The organism is Geitlerinema sp. PCC 7407 (genome assembly GCF_000317045.1).
In the GTDB taxonomy this organism is placed as follows: domain Bacteria; phylum Cyanobacteriota; class Cyanobacteriia; order PCC-7407; family PCC-7407; genus PCC-7407.
Window position 1 is genome coordinate 1,589,382 of the sequence record NC_019703.1, and the last position, 19,684, is coordinate 1,609,065.

Consider the following 19,684-nt stretch of genomic DNA (forward strand, 5'->3'; position numbering starts at 1 on the left):
GTTTGGGGGTCTGTGACTGGCTTGGAGTCGAAGCGCAAGTCAGTAGTAGTCAGGCTCTGGCTGGGTTTCCAGGAAGTTGGACGGATCGCGCAGAAAACGCATTGTTTCCTCTTCGAGGCGGTGAATCAGATAGGGCTCCAGCACATCTGCATGGCGCAGGGCTGCGAGATATCCATCCACGTAGAGCCGCAAATCGTCGAAGCGGTACCCACGCCGCCACAGATCTACCATGGAGTCTGTCACTCGCTGGTAATAACGAACGGATTTCGGATCCTGGAGCATAGTCGAGTATTCTACAGGGACAATGGACGTTGGGGGCACGGGCTCGGGGGCACTGAGGTTGACGAGCCTCGGAGTATCAAAAAGGCGATCGCTGCTTGATAACCTCATTTTAACCGGAACTCCCGGCGGCGCTGCTCTATCAGGAGTTTGGCGTTCTCGGATCAGAAGAGTGAAAAGCAGCAGTGATCACGCTAGATTGGGGAGGGTAGCAGCAGTTACAAATCCCTGACAAATGCTTTGATACCTTGAACTCACCCGAGGAAAAGGACAGACGCTGCCGTGGCATCAGTTTGCATTCAGATCATCGAGGGAAACCCGCACCTGCGATCGCTTCTGGGCTGGCACTTGCAGCAGGTGGGTTACTGGGTTCACTTATCCGCCGAAATTCAGCAGGCCCGCGAAGTTTTTTTGGCCCGTCAGCCGAGTTTGGTCATTTTGGACTCGGAGTTGACGGGGGGTGACGGTTTGGAGTTTTGCCGCTGGCTCCAGCACCAGCAGCGATCGCTGATTTTGATGCTCTCGGCGCGCAACAGCGAAGCCGACATCGTGGCTGGCCTCAAGGCTGGCGCTGATGACTATCTCACCAAGCCCTTCGGCATGCAGGAGTTTTTGGCGCGAGTGGAGGCGCTGACGCGCCGGAGCCGCAGCACCGTACCGCCTTCGTCGCTGGACTACGGAGATCTGCAAATCGACTTGGTGCAGCGGCGGGTTCGCTACAAGGGAGAATTTGTCGACCTGACGCCCCAGGAGTTTAGCCTGCTGTTTGTGCTGGCCCAGGCAGACGGCATGCCCCTGACGCGCTCTGAGCTGCTGCGTCGGGCCTGGCCGGACGCCATCGACAATCCCCGCACCGTGGACACCCACGTCCTGTCCCTGCGCAAGAAAATCGAGATTGATCCGCGCCAGCCGAGCCTGATTCAGACGGTGCGCAATGTGGGCTACCGCTTCAATCCGCGAGTTCTCGATCCCAATGGCGGCCCCGCTGACGCGCCGGAGCGCCAGAACCCGATGTCCCCAGCACCCCCGCCCAGTACGGGCCGCAGCCCGTCTCTGTACACGTCGCGATCGCTATAGTTCCCGGGGGATCATTCTTGCGGGCGCGGCACTTTCCTGGGGCACGCTAGAGATCGTCATCCCATTCGGCAGCGGCTTGGGCCTCTTGAGAAATTAGGGTTTGCTCGACACCCTGCCAATCCACTTCGGAGGCGATCGCCGCTTGGACGATCGCACCGGCCTGAAGATAAATCATGCGGGTTGCCACCTGCTGGGCAAATTGCAGCTGGTGCGTGACTGCCAGCAGCGTTAGGTTCGTGGTTTCTGAAAGGTCCCGGAGCAGGGTCGCCAAAGTGCTCGCCCGACCCACGTCCAGGGCTGAGGTAGGCTCATCGAGCAAGAGCACGGCGGGTTCCATGGCCAGTGCGCGGGCGATCGCCACCCACTGGCGCTGTCCGAGGGAGAGTTCTGTTTCGGTGCGATCGAGCCATTCCGACGGGATCTGCATCCGGTCGATCCAGGTGGTCACGCGGGCTTTGAGGGCGGAGGCCGATAGGCCCTGGAGCTTGAGCGGATAGGCGATCGCCTCTGCCACCGTCAGGCCCAGCAGCTTGGACTCCTGGGGCACCAGCACCACCTGCCGTCGCAGCGCCACCGGAGCCTGAGCGGCGATCGCCCCCTCCCGAAAGGTCAGTGTGCCAGCCGTGGGGTCTTGCAGGCGATTGAACAGGCGCAGCAGCGTCGTCTTGCCGGAGCCCGATGGACCGATGATCGCCAGGCGATCGCCCACCGACACCCGCAAAGACACTTCCTTGAGCAGCAGAGCCGCGCCCACCGAGGCTCGGACGCTCACCCCATCCAGGCAAAAAATTAGCGGAGACTGGGTCATACCTTAGCCCAGAAAGCCCTGCTGCAAAGCGGTCGAAATGGTCCAGGCGTCCACTAGCAGCAGCAGCACCGTCAACACCAGCAGCGCCAGGTACATCCACGGTTGCGACAAAGGCCGCACGTCCCGCGTATCGATCCCCGTCTTGGCCTCTACGGCCTGCACCAGCCGCGAAAAGCCCGCCACCCGCATCGGCAACAAGTAGCCCTGGCCCGCGCGATCGAGGAAGTAATAGACCAGCCCGCCTTGGCCCGTCGTGCGCGGCTTCAGGGCCTGCACGTCGTTCCAGGCCAAAAACCACCCTTTCCGAAAGAGTTTGGGCACCCAGGCCGGATAGCTCACCCGAATGCCCTCTTCATCCAGCGTCACTCGCTCCGTCAGAGCTGCGTAGAGGGCCAGCCAGCCCACCGCCAGGGCGATCGCCAGCAGCCTCGGCGGGATCACCTCCCCTGTCACCTGGGGCAAAAACGGCAGCGGCACCGTCAGCGCCCCATAGAGCGCCAACAGCGTCACGCGGATCAAGGGAGAGAGACGAAACACCAAGGGAAAGCTCAGGGCAGACGTCTCTAGTGAATAAGTCCCCTCAGAGGAAGAACTGGGCACAGGATTTGCAGACATAGGGATTTACTTCAGGCGTTGAGCGATCGCGCCTTTTAAACAGTAGCAAGCCCCACCCTACAAAAAGCCCGCCGACTCATACAAGCGCCGCAGCAGCGCCAAAATCTTGGTGCCATACTGCAAGTCCGCCGCCCAGCGGCCGCTGAGCTGATCCACCAGCGGCGCGATCCCCCGCGTCACAAAGTTAAAGCGCGGGTCCACCAGCTCCTGCACCAGCGGCTCGGTGCTGGCGTAGGCTTTCAAGTGCTGAATTTGGGCACGCACCCCGAGGCGCGCACTGGGGAAGCTCGCCCCCTCCGCGCCGCCGCCCACAGCGCCGAGCCCCGAAAAGTTATTCTGGCTGGGCTTCACGTCCCCACCAAAGCGCAGGAAATTCGTTTCCAGGCACATCTGGCAGAAGGCGATATCGTAGTTCACCCCTTCGATGGCTGCCTCTTCGCGGTAGAGCTTGGGAATGTCGGGAAACTGGGTCAAAGCCGTTTCGTTGTTGGACTTGAGGAACATGATTAGCTGCACCTCGGAGGTGTTGCCGTGGTTCATGATCCGATCCAGGAAGCCGGGGCAAATTTTGAGGATCGATCGCAAAGAAACGGTGCGCGTGGCGGCATCCCAGGCGATCGACACAGCGTAGTCTCGCAGGTCCACGGCCTTGATGTAGACAACGCCCCGGTAGCTGATCCGAATGATATTCGGCGCCTGGGCCAAATCCACGCCCAGGCGATCGACCAGATCGATGGGAATGTAGGAGTTGCCATTAACGATAATGCCGCGCTCACCATAGAGCTGGTTGTTGACATTGATGTTGATGGGCGGGTAGGTGCCGGTTACTGCCGTCACCGTCGGCACCGGAGTCGGCGTGGGGGTCGGCGTGGGCGTTGGTGTAGGAGTGGGCGTGGGGGTTGGCGCGGGCGACACACCCGACACAGCCCGGCTCCAGGCCGCCAAACCGTCAGCAATGCCCAGGGCCATGTCTCGGCGGCGATTTTGGAGCAAGAAGCGATCGTCTGGGTTGGTCAAAAAGCCCACTTCCAGCAGCAAAGAGGGCGCAGCCACATTTCGGCAAAAGGCCAGACTGCCCACCGCTGTCTCGGTGTCAGGCTTGGCGCCCCGGTTGGGCAGCTGGGGCACCCGCCGCAGCAGGGCCAGCAAAATCAGTTCTGCATGGTTGCGGCGCTCGGCATTGTAGGCGATGTAAAAGGCGCTGGCCCCTCGCACGGACGGATTGGAGAAAGCGTCTGCATGGATCTCTAGGGCGACATCTGTGCTGCGGGCTCGGCTGTTCATCCACGCGATGGTCTGAGTCAAGCTGAGATCATCGGGCACCGATAGCACTTCAAAATTGCGCGATCGCAACTCCGTCACGACGGCGTCGCGCAGCAGCATCATTTCCCGCGCTTCTGTGGTGCTAGCAACAATGGCACCCGGATCAATGCGGCCATCTTCATAGCCACCGTGTCCAGCCGAAATAATAATTCGTCCCATGGGCGATCGCTCCCTAGTCGTTTGAGTGAGACCGTTTTAGCAGCGTAAAGGTCAGCCTTGGTCGCATCTCGACGCTTCACCCGCTGCTCCTATCAGGCCCAGGATTCTCGGTTCGCAGCCACAGCATACACTGCGGTATTCCCCATCTTTCAGGCCGTCTTTTGCCCAAGGCCCCCAGACGACACCTTGAGAGGGGCCAAGAACCTGAGAACAAGTCTGGGTGAGGCAGGCCGAGGCTCGTGTCAGTGCCTGATTGCTGCTGCTAGCGCAAGTTGCTATCTCAGCAGCCCCAAGATCGGGACACTGACTTTCCCAGTTTCTGGAACGCTGCGGCCTCAAGATGCACACAGATAGCGCTTTTGAACCAGAATCGCTGAAATCTTACCCCAAATCCCCCGCTGACAAGCGGAAAATAATCTTTCTCTATATCGCTTGGCTGCATCGCGCGGCCGTGGCCTGGGAAAGTTTCAGGTTCCCCAGTCCCCCAGGCCACCCCAAAGGACGGTACCATGGAGGCTATGAGTTTCAAGGGTTGAGCCGGTCGTGGTTGTGAAGCCTGAATGGTTGCGGGTCAAAGCGCCGCAGTGGGAGCGAGTGGGCAACGTGAAGGGGGTCCTGCGAGATCTGGAGCTCAACACGGTTTGTGAAGAAGCATCCTGCCCCAACATTGGCGAATGCTTTAACAACGGCACGGCAACGTTTTTGATCATGGGGCCAGCCTGCACCCGCGCCTGCCCCTACTGCGATATTGATTTCGAGAAGAAGCCTAAGGCCCTCGATCCGACGGAGCCGACGCGCCTAGCAGAGGCCGTGCGCCGCATGGGCCTGAAGCACGTCGTGATCACGTCGGTCAACCGGGACGACCTAGATGACGGCGGGGCGTCTCAGTTTGTGGGCTGCATTGAGGCGGTGCGGGCCGTGTCGCCGACGACCACGATCGAGGTGCTGATTCCCGATCTGTGCGGCAACTGGGCGGCGCTGGAGACGATTTTGGCGGCGGCCCCTGAGGTGATGAACCACAACACGGAAACGGTTCCTCGGCTCTATCGCCGGGTCCGCCCCCAGGGCAGCTATGAGCGATCGCTAGAATTGCTGCGACGCTCCCACGAGCTCGCGCCCTGGGTATACACCAAGTCCGGCATCATGGTGGGCCTCGGTGAGAGCGATGAGGAGGTGCGGGCGGTGATGGCCGATCTGCGGGCTGCCCACTGCGACATTCTCACCATCGGCCAGTATCTCCAGCCCACGGCCAAGCACCTGGGCGTGCAGGAGTTCGTCACGCCTGAGCAGTTCCAGGCTTGGCAAACCTACGGCGAATCTATTGGCTTTTTGCAGGTGGTTTCGTCGCCCCTGACCCGCAGCTCCTACCATGCGGAGCAGGTGCGGGCCTTGATGGAGCGCTATCCGCGCGAGCGGGGAGCGATCGCCTCCCAGGGATAATCGGCATGACGTCCAAACATCTGACGGTGATCGGGGCGGGGGCCTGGGGCAAGACCCTGGCTCAGCTTGCTGCCGATCAGGGCCATAGGGTGAAGCTGTGGTCCCGCAGCGACGGTGAACCGCTGGCCGAGGCGATCGCCGGGGCTGACATTCTGGTGTCTGCGGTCTCGATGAAGGGCGTGCGGGCGATCGCCGACCAGGTGCGCGCCTGCGGACCCAGCCCCAGCACCATCCTGGTTAGCGCCACCAAAGGCCTAGAGCCCGAAACTGCCCTGACCCCCACCCAGATCTGGCAAGACCGACTCCCCAACAACCCCATCGTCGTCTTGTCCGGCCCCAATCTCTCCAAGGAAATTCAGCAGAAGCTGCCCACCGCCAGCGTGGTCGCCAGTCGCGACCCCCAAGCTGCCGAAATCGTCCAAGAAGCCTTTTCCTCGGCCCTGTTTCGGGTGTACACCAGCGGCGACCCCCTGGGCGTGGAGCTCGGGGGCACCCTCAAAAACGTCATGGCGATCGCCGCTGGCGTTTGCGATGGCCTGAACCTCGGCACCAACGCCAAAGCCGCCCTCATGACCCGCAGCCTGGCCGAAATCATTCGCATCGGCACCCACTGGGGAGCCAGCGCAGCTACGTTTTACGGTCTCTCGGGCCTGGGCGACCTCCTGGCCACCAGCTCCAGCCCCCTCAGCCGCAACTACCAGATCGGCTATGGCCTGGCCCAGGGGAAATCTCTAGCCGAAATCTTGACCCACCTAGAGGGCACCGCCGAAGGCATCAACACCACCCAAGTCATGGTGCAAAGAGCCGATCGCTACCAGATCTCAGTGCCTGTCACCCGCCAGATCGACTGCCTGCTGCGCGGCGAAACCACTCCCCAGCGCGCCCTCAGCGCCCTGATGCAGCGCGACACCAAATCCGAATAGTTAATACAAGAAACAAGAAGGGGCGAGCATTGCTCGCCCCTTCTTTTCAGGCATCAATAGGGTCTATTGCCAGCTCAGTGGCTAGCCAAGTTTGGGTTCTTAGTAGCCCGGCTCTTCTTCGTATTCCGGAGCCTTGGTCTTCTTGGGAATATTCACCCGAGGCGGATTGTAAGGATCAGAAGACTTGGTATCTGCCCAAGCATCTTCCTCCATCATTTCCTCATACTCCTCGACGTAGTTCACCTCCTTGCGAGAAGGCGAAGCCTCATAGCTGCGATCGTAGTAGGTTTCTCGGCCGCTCGCTTCGTTCCAGTTGTCCTCTTCCACCTCTTCTTGGTAGTAGCGAGGCTCGGGCTGGGCGATCGCCCGGCGCTGCACCGGCTCAGGCTCGGGTTGACCCCAGTTGTCATCATCCCAGGTTGCCTCTTCGGCCACCGGAGTACGCGCGCGGTAGGGCTGGGCCGGAGCCTGGAGGGGCGTACCGCGTCCGAGCTGATTCTCTGTCGGCACCGTTGGCACCGAGTAGTCCTCCTCGAACTCACGCTCCCAGGGCGGCGCGCTGATCCCAAGGCGCTCCAGCACCCCAACCGTGATCTGTACCAGGTGCTCCTCGGCTCCCTCAAAGACAATCAGGCGATCGGGGCCGCTGCTGACAATTTCTTCGATGGGCAGCTCGTAGGTGCTGACGATTTGGTCCGGAATCATCGGCATACCAATGCTGGCCAAGATCAGCGATTGCACCTTGCCGCTTTCGATGTCGAACTTGAATCCGCGTACTTTACCCAACAGCTCGCCCGTCTCGGTGATCACCTCGCTGGCGATCAGACGGCTGTAGGACTCAACAGCGACTTCTTGATCGAGAACGCGATCGTCGTCAACCAGGATCACGTCCCCGACCTGACGAATCTGATTCAACAACATGTATTGCGGCACACCAGGGACAATCCGGGAGATGAGGCTTTCCCGGAGGCCCAGGGCCACCACTTCTCTACGGTCAATGTCAACGAGAACTTCGCTGACCACGCCGAGGCGTTTGCCCGTATCGCGGGTGATAACCTGGGTATTGAGGAGATCGGAACGTTGCCAAATATATTCAGATGTCATTTCTGAGTCCTGGTCTCAAATCCCTGGGGTTGGTAACAATCTTAATCATACAGAAGTGCCTTGGCTGTGCAGTTGGATGCCAAGGACTTGGGTGAACGCACCGCGCGCCTGGGTAACGCCAATGGTGCGATCGGCTGACTCGATCATCGGACGTCGCAAACTCACAACGATGAACTGCGCCAGGTCGGCTTGTTGTCTGATCATTCTAGCTAATCGCTCTACGTTTGCTCCGTCGAGGAACATGTCCACTTCGTCGAAGGCGTAGAAGGGCGAAGGGCGGTAGCGCTGGAGCGCAAAAATGAAGCTGAGGGCGGTGAGGGATTTTTCACCTCCCGACATAGAAGCTAGACGGCGCACGGGTTTGCCCTTGGGGTGGGCTACGAGGTTGAGGCCGCTGGCGAAGGGATCTTCGGGGTCGTCGAGCTGGAGGTAACCGTCTCCGTCGGAGAGCTCGGCGAAGATGGCCTGGAAGTTTTGGTTGACGGCGTCAAAGGCGTCTTTGAAGGCGCGCTGACGCAGGGTGGTGAAGTTTTCGATGCGCAGCAGCAGCTCGGTGCGTTCGGATTCGAGGGTGGTTAGTTTTTGGCTGAGCTCGTCGAGGCGGGCCTGGGTGCGATCGAATTCTTCGAGGGCCAGCATGTTGACGGGCTCCATGGCCTCGAGGCGCTTGGTGAGCGATCGCAGCTCTTGCTGCAATTGCTCCAGGCCAAGATCGGCGGGCACCTCGGGGAGGGGATCGGGCAGCTCCGCCCGCTGGGCCTCCAGCTGGGCCGTCAGCTCTTGGTGCTGGAGCTGCTGGGCCTCGTGGGTCTCCTGGATTTTTTGGATTTGCCACTCGAGCTGCTGGCGCTGGGTCTGCTGCTCGCGGTACTGGCGCTCGGCGCGATCGCGCTTTTCCTTTTCGGCTCCCAGGGTCTGCTCGAGGGCGGCTAGGGAAGTTTGGGTGGCCTGGATCTGGGTCGCCTGGGCGGTGATTTGGTCCTGGAGGGCGCTTTGCTGCTGGATCTGGCCGGTTTGCTGCGATCGCGCCTCTTGGAGCTTTTGTTGGGCCTGCTGAATTTTTTCCTGGAGGCGATCGCGCTGGTTATCTAGGTCCTGGAGGCGCTGCTCGGCCACCCGCAGGGCCGACGTTTTTTCGGCTAGGGCCGCTTCGCGATCGCGGATCTGGGCCTGGAGCTGCTGCCACTCGCTGTGGGTTTGCGACTCTTCTAGAGCTGCCAGGGCCTGCCGCCATTGCTGCAGCTGAGCCTCCTGCTCTTGGAGCTGGACCTCTAGGGTCTGGAGGCGAGTCTGAGACGTCGCGATTTCTTGGGTGTGGTTGCTGCGCTGGATTTGACGCTGGGCCTTTTGGGGCGTGAGGCGCTGGATGGCCCCCTGGAGCTGCTGCACCAAAAGCTGCTGTTCGCGCTGATTGGTGCGGGCTTCGGCCAGGGCCTGGGACTGCTGGCGCGCATTGATGGCTGCTTGGGCGATCGCCCCCTCGACTCGGCCCAGTAGGCGATCGATTTCGCTGAGGCGCGTCTTCAGGGCGATCGCCTCCGCCGACTCTCCTGCTTCGACGGTGCCAAAATGCAGCGTACTGGCCTGGGAGACGCTGCCGCCGGTCATGGCGCCGCTGGTTTCCAGCAGCTCGCCCTCCAGCGTGACGATCCGAAACTGGCCCAGGACGCGCCGCGCCTCCGCCAGGCTCGAAAACACCGCCGTTGAGCCAAAAACGTAGGCGAAAATATCGCGGTAGCGATCGTCGCAGTCAATCAGCTCCACCGCATAGTCCACAAAGCCTTCCGGGCGCTGCCACGGCGACAGCTTTTGGAAGCGGGGCGCCTGGATTTTGTTGAGGGGCAAGAAGGTGGCCCGACCGGCGCGGCGCTGCTTGAGCAGCTCGATGCAGGCCGCCGCCACGCTGTCATCTTCGACCACCAGATGGCCCAAACGCGCTCCTGCGGCGGTTTCCAGAGCGAGCTGATAGCGCGAATCCACGCGTCCCAGCTGCGCGACCAAGCCACAGAGCCCCGGCATGCCCGTCTGCACAATCAGCTTGGTAGCGTAGGTGCCCTGGCTTTCCTGGAGCGCCTGGCTTTGGGCTTCGAGCTTGTCGAGCTGGCGCTGCTTGTCGCGCTGCTCCTTGAGCAGGCGAGTCTGGGTTTCCTGCTGGATTTGCAGGTCTTGCTCTGTTGCGGCCAGGGTTTGGGCCAGGTTGGCCACCAGGGTCTGGGTTTCCGTCAGCTTGGTTTCGGCGATCGCCAGTTCTGCCTGCTTTTCGGTTAGTTCAGCTCCTAGGGCCTCGATTTCCTGGGTTTCGGCTTTGATTTGCTCACCGAGCTGGCTTAGGCGCTCGCGCAGACGAGCTTCCTCGCTGCGGCCCGGATTCACGACCTTCTGCAAGTCCTCGATCTGGCGATGGAGCTGGGTCTGCTCCTGCACCCAGGCCTCGGACTGGGCTGCAATGTCGCTGGCGGCTTCTCGACTGGCCTCTAGGGCTCTTTGGGCCTCGGCTTGGGCCTGCCGCAGCGCCGCCAGATCTCGCGTGTCGATCTGGGTCCGCTGCTGGACCAGAGACGTCAGGGTCTGGCGGTGGGATTCGAGATCTTGCTGGGTCTGAGCAATCTGCTCGACCAGGGATTTTTGGGCCGCTTCTAGGGACTGAACTTGGCGCTGGAGCTGGCGCTGCTCGGCTTCCTGGGTGGCCAACGTGGCCTGGAGGGCGAGCTGTTCTTCTTCGCCCAGGGCCTTGACGCGCTGGTTCAGGGTTTCGAGGTCGGCCCCCGCCGTTTCGATGGCCTGGGTCAGGCTGACCAGCTGAGCCTGCTTTTCGAGCCTTTGGCGATCGCCCTCTGCCATGGCAGCCTGGAGCTGTTGCAGGCGATTTTGGGACGCGCGCCACACCAGCACCCCTTCCCACTGACTCTTTTCTTGGAGCTGCGATCGCAGCTTTTGATACTTCTCTGCTTTGATGCGGTCCTGGGCCAGGCGATCGCGCTGGGCCATCAGCTCCCGCTCCACGATCCGAAAGCGATCTTCGCGCTCTCGCACCGTGTCCAGCTTCTCTTTGGCCTGGTCAATCTTGCGATCGAAGGCCGCCACCCCCGCCAGCTCATCAATAATCTGGCGGCGCTCCCGAGGATTCATGGAAATAATCCCTGTCACGTCCCCCTGGAGCACCACGTTGTAGCCTTCGGGATAAATTCGCAGGCGGCCCAGCTGCTCGTGCAAATCCGTCAGCGTACAGGGCACCCCGTTGATCGAATAGGTCGAGGTGTAGGTCCCCTGGGGCGTCACGCGCAGCTTGCGGGTCACGCTCCACTCCCGCAAACTCAGCCAGTCCGGGCGATCGCCCTCTTCATCCTGAGCGCCGTTGCCATTGCCGTTGGCCATGTCCTGAGCCAGGTCATCGACCACCCCCGACAGGTCAAAGGTCACAGTCACGCTGGCCTCGACCGTCGAGCGGCCCCGCCCGCTGTGGGTTTGGTTGACCAGGTCCGGCAAGCGCTCTGCCCGCATTCCTTTGGAGCTAGAGAGGCCCAGGGCAAACAGCAGTGCATCCAGAATATTGGACTTGCCTGAACCATTAGGTCCCGAAATGACCGTAAAGCCATCTAGCAGCGGCACCGCCGTCGTGCCGCCAAAGGATTTGAAATGAGACAGCTCAACCCGTTTAATATGGACCATTCAGGCCAGCCAACCAGACGCTAACAGATTCAATCACCCTTGCGATCGCGCCCCAAGACGCTGGAGCGCTCAGAGTTTTTATATTAGTACAAAAATACTTCTATTTGTCCCTGGCCAAGGATGCCCCTCAGGTTAGCACGAGGCTCTGTCAGAAAACACGAGCTTTCTCCGCTAGACCAGACAATTTTGGGACAGCTTGCTGGGGTGCTCTCTGGAAACCCGCCAAACTCCGCCAACATAGAAGATGATAGGAAATGCTCAGCGGCGATCGCGCTGTAGCGCTGAGTTGAGACCGTGACGACAATGCGGCGATTAGGATTGCGATCAATACTCAAGAACTTGGCGGCAGGTCATTCCGTAGGATTTCTGGGAGATGTTTGATGAAGCCTTTTTCGGTTCTAGGGGTGTCCTGGGCGCTAATGGCGGTTCTGGGAGCCTGCACTCTGCCTGCGGATCTGGCGGCCCAGTCTTCTCAGCTGCTGCCGTTCTTTGACACAGTCCAGAATCCGGTTCAGGTGCGCTTCCCCCGCAGCCGGCCGGTAGACGTCACGCCGCCGCCCCCTCAGCTCAATGGGTTTGATCAGGCGGTTTTGGCGGCCTGCGGTCCCTTTGGGAGCGCTGTGCCCGGGAGCCGCTTTCGCAAACTGCTCCAAGACCATCCCCAGGTTTTGGCCCAAGTCCAGCAGGCGGTGGGCGGGGAGCTGCGGCCCGGTCGGCGATCGCGCGAGGCGTTCCTCGACGATCTCACCCGCGCCTGGAGTCAGCGCCGGGGCTTTACCCACATTTTCTGCGGTGAGCCCAAGGAGGACGGCCAGGTGGGCGGGCTGCACTATGTCGGGCGCTATTGGCAGCTACAGCAACAGGGCAAGGGCGGCCGCTTGCCCAACAACACCCAGCAGGAAGAAGTGGTTCCCGGCGCGGTGTACACCGTCGGCGTTGTGATCCGGGCGGGCGATCGCACCTACACCGACACCATCAAAGGCTATCCCTACCCAAGTAATGCCCAGGAGCTGCTGACGGACGCGACGCGCCTGCTCAAAGCCCAGGGCAACCGGGAGGGTGCCTGTACCGCCAGCATTCAGGATCGCGATAGCCGCGCTGGGTTTTCGGCCGTCTTTGTGAGCAACGGCTCAGCTATCGTCACCTACTACCCAGACGCCACGCCCCGGGGCAATGCGTGCCGCAGCCGCTAGGACGCTTCGAGGGCTTGTAGGGCCGTTGGCCGCTGACGAGGAACGGTGGGCAAGGTGGCTTCGAGGTGCGCGGCCAGAGCGATGATGGTGGCTTCGTCGCCCGGTTTGCCGACCAGCTGCAGGGCGATCGGTAAGCCCTGCTCGTCTAGGCCGACGGGAAGGGCGATCGCTGGCTGACCCGAAGCATTGAACGGGGGGCTGAAGGCGATCCACTGGGTCATCTTCTCGAGCACGACCTCGGGCGCTAGATCAGCCCACGCGCCCACTCGAATGGGGGAGTGCAGATAAACCGGCGTGATCAGGACATCTAGGGATTCAAACAGCCCGACAATTTGCCGCGCGATGACTTGCATCTGGGCGACGGCCTGGAGATAGCTGGCGCAGGAGCCGCTGCGCTCCAGAAGCCAGCGATTGACGGGGCTCAAGATTTCTGGGGGGAGTCCGGCGGCGGCGACGCCGGCCTGCCAGACAGTGGTGAAGGGTTCCACGAGACCGGCCAAGTCTAGCTGGGTGGGGATCAGCTGATGCCCCAGCCCCTCAAGGTGCTGGGCGACGCGCTCGACGGCCTGCTGATAGGGCGCTACGGCCTGACCGATGGGCTGAATCTCTGAAGAAAACCCGATCCGCAGCGATCGCCCTGCGCCCCGCTGAGCGCCTTCGAGGGCCGTTTTGACAAAAGGCTGGGCGGGATTGGGCAGCCAGTAGGGGTCCCCAGTCACGTAGCCCGACAGCACGTCTAGCAAAGCCGCCGCATCTGCCACCGATCGCCCCAGGGGACCATTGGTGGCGATGCCGCTCAGGCGATCGCCCACCGGGGCGTGAGTAATTCGTCCCCGCGACGGCTTGATCCCCACAATGCCGCAGCAGGCGGCGGGTCCCCGGATCGACCCGCCGCCGTCGGAGCCCTGAGCCAGGGCGCACAGTCCGGCCGCCACCGCCACCGCTGCGCCGCCGCTGGATCCCCCGGGTGTGTAGTCCAGATCCCACGGATTGCGCGCAGGCGGCAGACCCTCGGGCTCGGTGTAGGGAAAGGAGCCTAGCTCAGAGGTCGCCGTTTTGCCGAGCAGGACGAAGCCTGCCCCCCGAATGCGCATGACCACGCCGTCGTCGTAGGGGGCTTCTTGCTGGAGCAGAGCCCGGTTACCGTAGCTGCACGGCACCCCAGCCACCGGATTCAAATCTTTGATCGAAATCGGCACCCCAAAGAAGGGCGGGAGTGCCGACGGATCGCTCTGGGCCAGCGTTTCGGTTTGGGCGGTTGCCTGGGCGATCGCCTGCTCTCCCATCACCGTAAAGTAGCTGCCTAGATGGGGATTGAGGCGTTCGATGCGATCGAGGTACAGCGTTGTCACCTCCAGGGGTGACAGCTGTTTTTGGCGAATCAGGTCAGCCTGGTGAAGCGCAGACGCAAAGGCTAAATCCGTTGGGTTCATTGTTAGGTTATCCCGTCCCATGCAACAGCGGAGCGCAGCTTTGAGCATACAGCGGTTGGATGCTGTCGCTGTATGCCTCGGGTCGTTTGCACAGCCATTGCGCAGTCTTTGCAAACAATCCCGCCTGCTTTGCTCCACTGCTCATTGTGGCGAAAAGTCCCCAAAGGGCGATCGCCGTGGGACACCTTTTCCATCGGTCCCCTCAACTAGACCAGTTCGGCGGCTCGATTGGGCAGCGCGCTTTGCTAGGCCTCTCGCTGGGGAAAAGAGCACTCCACCGTGATTTTGATATTGCTCTCGGCGGTGCCCTTGGTGATGTAGGGGACCCCCATTTCACCCCCGACTTTCAGGCCAAACTCCATGGTCACTTTGTCAATGTTGGCCACGGCGACTTGCCGAAAGGCATTGAGGGTATAGGCGGTGTAGGTGCGAATGGTGTGCTCGATGGCCTGGAAATTTTGCAGGGCGGCCTCTTGCGGAGGGCGATCGCCATTGGCGACTGGCGCAACGCTGGCCCGTCCCCAGCCTTTGTCCCCTGCGCCATAGTCTGCCCGAGTCAATTCCCGGGGCACTTCGCTGGCTCCTTGGGAACTGGGTGTCTTGACCGCCGGAGCCTGAATGTTTTCTGTGGTCTCCATGTAGATCACGGTGCCATCTTCTAGGCGAATGGGGGTGAGCTGGGCCATAGCGCGCGCTTCCTTAATGACTCGGTTGGCAAATGCTTTCCTACGCTAGCGGCTTCCTGGGAGGCCGTTAAGGTGGGTGAGAGCCCTCTAGGGGAAAAGTGGGCCGCTTTGGCTGGCTGGGAGCAAAAGTGGGGCCTGTGCCCCTTGACCTGAACCCGCCGAGAAAGCTGGAGAAACCCTGAACTTGGGAGTCGTGCGCGGGAACTGCTGCCCAAAATGCGGCCGGATCTGAGACACTGGTAAGGTTTGGCGTATCCGCCGATTCCAACTCTATTCTTTTCGCTCGCTAGTGTTCTGCTGATGTCTTCCCAAACTGGCTCGATTTTGGACGGAAAGACCTTAGCGCAGCGGATCCAAACCGAACTGCGCGATCGCATTCAAACGCTTCAGCCTCGCGTCGGCAGACCTCCGGGGCTAGCGGTGCTCATGGTCGGTGACAACCCCGCGAGCGCTGCCTACGTTCGCAACAAGGAGCGCTCCTGCGAACGCGTTGGCATTGCCTCCTTTGGCAAGCACTTCCCGACGCAAACCAGCCAGGCCGAGCTCGAAGACACCATTCATCAGCTCAACGAAGACGATCGCGTCGATGGCATCTTGGTCCAGCTTCCCCTGCCGGCTCACCTCGAAGCGGTGCCGCTGCTCTACCAGATTCACCCGGACAAAGACGCAGACGGTCTGCACCCGGTGAACCTGGGCCGCCTGGTACGGGGTGAGCCGGGACTGCGGAGCTGCACGCCCGCTGGCGTGATGAAGATTTTGTCAGCCTACGACGTGGCGATCGCCGGTAAGCAAGTCGTCGTTGTCGGTCGCAGCATCCTGGTCGGCAAGCCCCTTGCCCTAATGCTGCTGGAGGCCAACGCCACTGTGACCATTGCCCACTCGCGGACCGCCAACCTCGCCGAGGTGACCCGCAGCGCCGACATTCTGGTCGCCGCCGTCGGCAAGCCCGACGTTATCACCGGCGACATGGTCAAGCCCGGCGCTGTCGTGATCGACGTTGGGATCAACCGAGTAGATGGCCCTGACGGTCAGTCTCGCCTCGTGGGCGATGTCGAGTACGATACAGCCCGCCAAGTTGCGAGCCTCATCACCCCGGTGCCCGGCGGCGTTGGCCCCATGACCGTCGCCATGCTGCTCGAAAACACCGTCTGGAGCTACTGTCAGCGCCACGGCCTTGCCTAGAAGGCCCCAAAGAGGGGGCCGGGGTCTGGCAACCTTGGCTTCGCCTGACCTGAACCCCTCTTTGTGTTCAATGTGGACAGCTAGCCCCGTAGAATGAGTTACAGGAAACCCCGCTCCAGGCTGCACAGCATGACGAGGGGACCCAGCAGGACATGTCAATGACCAGTACAAGGGATCAAAGAGTGATAGCGGATGAGGCGATCGCGCCCCAAAGGGAGACCCCGTTTGATTTGAAGGCCTACCTGACAGCGCGTCAGGTCCAGGTCGAGGCAGCTCTCGACGCATCGGTGCCGATGAGCTACCCCGAGACGGTATACGAAGCGATGCGCTACTCGCTGCTGGCGGGTGGCAAACGCCTTCGACCCATTCTGTGCTTAGCGACCTGCGAGCTAGCTGGCGGCACGTCCGAAATGGCCATGCCCACAGCCTGTGCGCTGGAAATGATTCACACCATGTCCTTGATCCATGACGACCTGCCCGCCATGGACAACGATGACTACCGTCGCGGTAAACTTACCAACCACAAGGTTTACGGTGAGGACGTGGCGATCTTGGCAGGGGATGGTCTGCTGGCTTACTCCTTCGAGTACATCGCAAGCCAAACGCGCAATGTTCCGGCGGAGCGGGTGCTGCAAGTCGTGACTCAAGTCGCCCGTGCTGTGGGTGCGGCGGGCTTGGTGGGTGGCCAGGTCGTCGACCTCGAATCCGAGGGTCGCAGCGATGTTTCCATCGAAACCCTGAACTACATCCACACCCACAAAACTGCTGCGCTACTGGAGGCGTCGGTGGTGTCCGGGGCCGTGCTGGCAGGTGCCTCGGCTGAGCTACAGCAAAGCCTCTCGCGCTACGCCCAAAATATTGGCCTTGCGTTCCAGATCGTGGATGATATTCTCGACATCACAGCGACCCAAGAGGAACTGGGCAAGTCTGTGGGCAAGGATCTCCAAGCCCAAAAGGTGACCTACCCCAGCCTGTGGGGAATCGAGGAGTCCCAGCGCCAAGCTGCCCAGCTCATCGAGTCTGCCAAGGCTGAGCTGGACGCGACCAATCCCAACGCCCAGCCGCTGCTGGCGATCGCCGATTACATCGTTGCCCGGACTCACTAAGCACCTGGGGCTTGCGGTAAACCTCTCCGTGGATTCGCTTCTCACGTCATCCTTCTTCATTCGTAGAAATCATGCAGGACATTGGCGATATTCTCAGCAATCGGACTCTCCTGGTTGCCCTTTTAGCCTGTCTCATTGCTCAAGTGCTCAAGGTGATCGTTGAGTTTGCGCGTCATGGCAAGGTCAATCTGCGGGCCCTGGTCGAAACGGGAGGGATGCCCAGCGCTCACTCTGCCCTGGTAACGGCCCTGGCAACCGGCGTTGGCCTTAGCGTGGGCTGGGCCAGCAATGAGTTTGCTGTTGCCCTGATTTTCGCCATCATCGTGATGTACGATGCTGCCGGAGTGCGCCAGGCTGCGGGCAAGCAGGCCAAGATCCTCAACCAAATCATCGATGAGGTCTTCCGAGACGAGTACCAGTTCAACGAAGACCGTCTCAAGGAGCTGCTGGGGCATACTCCGGTACAGGTGATTATCGGCTCGATGCTGGGAGTGGCGATCGCCTGGCTCTCGACGGTAGCTGCTCCTGCCTACTAGGCGCTGACCGTTTTTTGTCAGACCCTGCGATATTCAAGAGCTCCCAATAGCTCCCGAGTGATCTGTAACTAATGCGAACACCCCCCCGCACGTTTCTTATGCGGGGGGGTGTTCGTGTTTGAAGATTTCGGCCCGATCGCCGGGTGTGCTGGGAGCTACGGAGCAGGAGAGTCGGCGGGCTCGGACGTCTCTGGGGACTCTGCCGCTGAGGTTGCGGACTGCTCGGCAACTTCAGCCGTCAAGACGACCACGCGACTGCTATCGACCAAAATCGGCCAGAAGCCCTGACGGGTCAGGCGCTGTAGCAGCTCCATTGCAGCCTGCTGATCGCGGGTGCTGTTGGCCAAGAGGTAGGGCTTTTGGCCGTAGACGGCTAGCCCCACGGGGCTGTTGGTAGCTTGAGCCAGCCGGGTCGCGGTTTCGGGCTGGCTGAAGTACTCCACCAGAACCACGTAGCCTGTGGGGAGCGATCGCGGTCCGTAGTCTTGGTCTTCTGCCGGTGCCTCCGAGGAAGTGACCTCGGGCGATCGCGCAATGAAAGCAGGCAGCGCCAAGTTGTCGTAGACATAGCGCGCCCAGCTGCTGGCCTCCGAATCCGTCTCAAACCCCGAGACCCGCACTACCACATCCTTGAGATAGCGGCACGGGGTGGCCGCCAGCTTGGCAGGGATGGCGCGACGGACCCGCTGCTGCCCTTCGGCGGTCGGCGCGACCACCAAAACCAAGGGCTCTTGGCCCTGGGGTGGCTGGCACTCCGCATAATTGGTCGTCTGGGCCTGGCTCGGCGCGATCGCGCTGCCCACCATACCGAGCCCAAGGCCGCCAGCCACCAGCGATCTTTGGAATCTACGAATCCACATTACGCCTTCCTCCTGAGCATTGAGCGAGAGATCCGCAGGCTCCCGCCAGTTGGTTCAAGCTGATGCCAGCTACACCGACGCCAAAGAGGCCAGCGGGTCTGCAATGGTGGCCGAGGGCGCCTCAAAGGAGCCAGTCGCCACAAACTCCAGCCGCAGCTTGAGCCAGGTGATGAATTGGGGATTGGTGGAGACGATCGCAGCCGCAGGCTGGGGGCACTTGGCCTTGATCTCGGCCAGCTCGGGCGCATCCAAAAAGGCCGGCTGCTTGATCAGCCAAAAGTCAATTTCCCGCTCCTGCTCTTGATAGTTGCGGGTCCGTTCCTTGAGCACCTCGTCGAGGGGTTCCTCTTCGAGCAGAAAGCGCTGGCTAGCCGCCAAGAAATAGTAGGTTGTCATCGTTGATAGCCCTCCCAATGGTTTTGAAATTCTCGTTGTCAAACTCAGTCAAAATCTGTGGCTGTTGCGGGGACTAGGCTTCGCCGCGAATAATTTGCCGCATTTCCCGCACAGCGCGCTCTAGGCCCACCAAAGCCGCTCGGCTGATGATGGTGTGGCCAATGTTGAGCTCTTCCATACCGGGCAAACAGGCCACAGGGTAGGTATTCCAGTAGGTCAGGCCGTGGCCTGCGTTGATCCGTAGACCTGCCCCCAGCGCTTGCTGACAGCCTGCTTCTAGCGCGGCTAGTTCCTGGGCCTGGGCTTCGTCGGTTTTTGCTTCGGCGTACCGGCCGGTGTGCAGCTCAATAAACAGGGCACGGGTGTCCGCAGAGGCCTGGATCTGGGCCGGGTCGGCGTCGATGAAGAGGCTGACGGGAATGCCGGCGTCTTGCAGCGTGCCTACGACGGTTTTCATGCGCTCTAGCTGACCGGCGATGTCGAGGCCCCCTTCGGTGGTGACTTCTTCGCGACGCTCGGGCACCAAGGTGACATAGTCGGGCTTGATGTCGAGGGCGATCGCCACCATTTCATCGGTTGCGGCCATTTCGAGGTTGAGATGGGTCCGCACGGTCTGGCGCAGCAGCCGCACATCGCGATCCTGGATGTGACGGCGGTCTTCGCGCAGGTGGACGGTAATGCCATCTGCTCCGCCCAGCTCTGCTAAAACAGCTGCTGCGACCGGGTCAGGCTCCACAGTGCGGCGAGCCTGGCGAATGGTTGCAATGTGATCGATGTTGACACCGAGGGTAGGCAAACTTCGTTCTCCCTTTTGCCGTGCACAGTCCGCCCCCTATTCTACAGCGGTTTTCGGGCCGATTTGGGTTGATCGGGGGCGGGGATGGGGCGATCGCAG

18 protein-coding genes are annotated in these 19,684 nt (G+C 61.3%); 7 read left to right on the forward strand and 11 right to left on the reverse strand.

The annotated features are described in order from the left end of the window. Positions 1-39: 39 nt before the first annotated feature. Positions 40-282, reverse strand: a complete 243-nt coding sequence (locus GEI7407_RS06740; RefSeq protein WP_015171388.1) for a DUF6761 family protein — start codon at positions 280-282, stop codon at positions 40-42. A gap of 279 nt (positions 283-561) precedes the next feature. On the opposite strand from GEI7407_RS06740, the gene GEI7407_RS06745 reads away from it, so the two are divergent. Next, positions 562-1,356 (forward strand): response regulator transcription factor, encoded by a 795-nt coding sequence (locus GEI7407_RS06745; protein WP_015171389.1) that lies wholly within the window; start codon positions 562-564, stop codon positions 1,354-1,356. Positions 1,357-1,402: 46 nt separating this feature from the next. Here GEI7407_RS06745 and GEI7407_RS06750 read toward each other — a convergent pair whose 3' ends face one another. From GEI7407_RS06750 to GEI7407_RS06760, 3 genes are read right to left on the reverse strand one after another with little or no spacing between them, the layout of a single operon-like run. After that, positions 1,403-2,164: an ATP-binding cassette domain-containing protein gene (locus tag GEI7407_RS06750; RefSeq protein WP_015171390.1), complete on the reverse strand. Its 762-nt coding sequence runs from the start codon at positions 2,162-2,164 to the stop codon at positions 1,403-1,405. Positions 2,165-2,167: 3 nt separating this feature from the next. Continuing rightward, on the reverse strand, positions 2,168-2,779 hold the full coding sequence (locus GEI7407_RS06755) for a hypothetical protein (RefSeq protein ID WP_015171391.1): 612 nt from the start codon (positions 2,777-2,779) through the stop codon (positions 2,168-2,170). 57 nt (positions 2,780-2,836) lie between these two features. Beyond that, positions 2,837-4,261 (reverse strand): N-acetylmuramoyl-L-alanine amidase, encoded by a 1,425-nt coding sequence (locus tag GEI7407_RS06760; RefSeq protein ID WP_015171392.1) that lies wholly within the window; start codon positions 4,259-4,261, stop codon positions 2,837-2,839. A gap of 543 nt (positions 4,262-4,804) precedes the next feature. Here GEI7407_RS06760 and lipA point away from each other — a divergent pair. Next, positions 4,805-5,701, forward strand: a complete 897-nt coding sequence (lipA, locus tag GEI7407_RS06765) for a lipoyl synthase (RefSeq protein ID WP_015171393.1) — start codon at positions 4,805-4,807, stop codon at positions 5,699-5,701. 5 nt (positions 5,702-5,706) lie between these two features. Continuing rightward, the gene (locus GEI7407_RS06770; RefSeq protein WP_015171394.1) at positions 5,707-6,624 is read left to right on the forward strand and encodes an NAD(P)H-dependent glycerol-3-phosphate dehydrogenase; all 918 of its coding nucleotides are present in this window, start codon (positions 5,707-5,709) and stop codon (positions 6,622-6,624) included. Between the two features lie 99 nt (positions 6,625-6,723). Here GEI7407_RS06770 and GEI7407_RS06775 read toward each other — a convergent pair whose 3' ends face one another. After that, positions 6,724-7,728, reverse strand: a complete 1,005-nt coding sequence (locus GEI7407_RS06775) for a PRC-barrel domain-containing protein (RefSeq protein ID WP_015171395.1) — start codon at positions 7,726-7,728, stop codon at positions 6,724-6,726. Positions 7,729-7,773: 45 nt separating this feature from the next. Next, positions 7,774-11,397 (reverse strand): chromosome segregation protein SMC, encoded by a 3,624-nt coding sequence (smc, locus tag GEI7407_RS06780; protein WP_015171396.1) that lies wholly within the window; start codon positions 11,395-11,397, stop codon positions 7,774-7,776. 380 nt (positions 11,398-11,777) lie between these two features. On the opposite strand from smc, the gene GEI7407_RS06785 reads away from it, so the two are divergent. Beyond that, positions 11,778-12,590 (forward strand): EndoU domain-containing protein, encoded by an 813-nt coding sequence (locus GEI7407_RS06785; protein WP_015171397.1) that lies wholly within the window; start codon positions 11,778-11,780, stop codon positions 12,588-12,590. Here the strand turns inward: GEI7407_RS06785 and GEI7407_RS06790 are convergent. Both GEI7407_RS06790 and GEI7407_RS06795 read right to left on the reverse strand, forming a co-directional pair. Further along, positions 12,587-14,023: an amidase gene (locus GEI7407_RS06790; protein ID WP_015171398.1), complete on the reverse strand. Its 1,437-nt coding sequence runs from the start codon at positions 14,021-14,023 to the stop codon at positions 12,587-12,589. The two genes, GEI7407_RS06785 and GEI7407_RS06790, sit on opposite strands and share 4 nt — an antisense overlap. 245 nt (positions 14,024-14,268) lie before the next feature. Next, positions 14,269-14,709, reverse strand: a complete 441-nt coding sequence (locus GEI7407_RS06795) for a CU044_2847 family protein (RefSeq protein WP_015171399.1) — start codon at positions 14,707-14,709, stop codon at positions 14,269-14,271. Between the two features lie 300 nt (positions 14,710-15,009). On the opposite strand from GEI7407_RS06795, the gene folD reads away from it, so the two are divergent. The 3 genes from folD (at position 15,010) to GEI7407_RS06810 (ending at position 17,533) form a co-directional block, all read left to right on the forward strand. Beyond that, complete coding sequence (gene folD, locus GEI7407_RS06800; RefSeq protein ID WP_015171400.1) at positions 15,010-15,891, forward strand: bifunctional methylenetetrahydrofolate dehydrogenase/methenyltetrahydrofolate cyclohydrolase FolD; 882 nt, start codon at positions 15,010-15,012, stop codon at positions 15,889-15,891. 158 nt (positions 15,892-16,049) lie between these two features. Continuing rightward, a complete protein-coding gene (crtE, locus tag GEI7407_RS06805; RefSeq protein WP_015171401.1) occupies positions 16,050-16,997 on the forward strand; it encodes a geranylgeranyl diphosphate synthase CrtE in 948 nt (315 codons plus the stop codon). Between the two features lie 71 nt (positions 16,998-17,068). After that, on the forward strand, positions 17,069-17,533 hold the full coding sequence (locus GEI7407_RS06810; protein WP_015171402.1) for a divergent PAP2 family protein: 465 nt from the start codon (positions 17,069-17,071) through the stop codon (positions 17,531-17,533). A 155-nt stretch (positions 17,534-17,688) separates the two neighbouring features. On the opposite strand, the gene GEI7407_RS06815 is transcribed toward GEI7407_RS06810, so the two are convergent. The 3 genes from GEI7407_RS06815 to GEI7407_RS06825 form a co-directional block, all read right to left on the reverse strand. Next, positions 17,689-18,393 (reverse strand): hypothetical protein, encoded by a 705-nt coding sequence (locus GEI7407_RS06815; protein WP_015171403.1) that lies wholly within the window; start codon positions 18,391-18,393, stop codon positions 17,689-17,691. Positions 18,394-18,462: 69 nt separating this feature from the next. Next, entirely contained in the window at positions 18,463-18,789 is a 327-nt protein-coding gene (locus tag GEI7407_RS06820; protein ID WP_015171404.1) for an MgPME-cyclase complex family protein, read from the reverse strand. A 73-nt stretch (positions 18,790-18,862) separates the two neighbouring features. Then, on the reverse strand, positions 18,863-19,585 hold the full coding sequence (locus GEI7407_RS06825) for a pyridoxine 5'-phosphate synthase (protein WP_015171405.1): 723 nt from the start codon (positions 19,583-19,585) through the stop codon (positions 18,863-18,865). Positions 19,586-19,684 lie beyond the last annotated feature (99 nt).

Excerpts from the sequence above, each read along its gene's own strand:
- GEI7407_RS06740 (WP_015171388.1), bottom strand. The coding sequence starts at position 282 with ATGCTCCAGGATCCGAAATCCGTTCGTTATTACCAGCGAGTGACAGAC.
- GEI7407_RS06750 (WP_015171390.1), bottom strand. The coding sequence starts at position 2,164 with ATGACCCAGTCTCCGCTAATTTTTTGCCTGGATGGGGTGAGCGTCCGA.
- GEI7407_RS06755 (WP_015171391.1), bottom strand. The coding sequence starts at position 2,779 with ATGTCTGCAAATCCTGTGCCCAGTTCTTCCTCTGAGGGGACTTATTCA.
- GEI7407_RS06760 (WP_015171392.1), bottom strand. The coding sequence starts at position 4,261 with ATGGGACGAATTATTATTTCGGCTGGACACGGTGGCTATGAAGATGGC.
- GEI7407_RS06770 (WP_015171394.1), top strand. The coding sequence starts at position 5,707 with ATGACGTCCAAACATCTGACGGTGATCGGGGCGGGGGCCTGGGGCAAG.
- GEI7407_RS06775 (WP_015171395.1), bottom strand. The coding sequence starts at position 7,728 with ATGACATCTGAATATATTTGGCAACGTTCCGATCTCCTCAATACCCAG.
- smc (WP_015171396.1), bottom strand. The coding sequence starts at position 11,397 with ATGGTCCATATTAAACGGGTTGAGCTGTCTCATTTCAAATCCTTTGGC.
- GEI7407_RS06785 (WP_015171397.1), top strand. The coding sequence starts at position 11,778 with ATGAAGCCTTTTTCGGTTCTAGGGGTGTCCTGGGCGCTAATGGCGGTT.
- GEI7407_RS06790 (WP_015171398.1), bottom strand. The coding sequence starts at position 14,023 with ATGAACCCAACGGATTTAGCCTTTGCGTCTGCGCTTCACCAGGCTGAC.
- GEI7407_RS06795 (WP_015171399.1), bottom strand. The coding sequence starts at position 14,709 with ATGGCCCAGCTCACCCCCATTCGCCTAGAAGATGGCACCGTGATCTAC.
- folD (WP_015171400.1), top strand. The coding sequence starts at position 15,010 with ATGTCTTCCCAAACTGGCTCGATTTTGGACGGAAAGACCTTAGCGCAG.
- crtE (WP_015171401.1), top strand. The coding sequence starts at position 16,050 with ATGACCAGTACAAGGGATCAAAGAGTGATAGCGGATGAGGCGATCGCG.
- GEI7407_RS06810 (WP_015171402.1), top strand. The coding sequence starts at position 17,069 with ATGCAGGACATTGGCGATATTCTCAGCAATCGGACTCTCCTGGTTGCC.
- GEI7407_RS06815 (WP_015171403.1), bottom strand. The coding sequence starts at position 18,393 with ATGTGGATTCGTAGATTCCAAAGATCGCTGGTGGCTGGCGGCCTTGGG.
- GEI7407_RS06820 (WP_015171404.1), bottom strand. The coding sequence starts at position 18,789 with ATGACAACCTACTATTTCTTGGCGGCTAGCCAGCGCTTTCTGCTCGAA.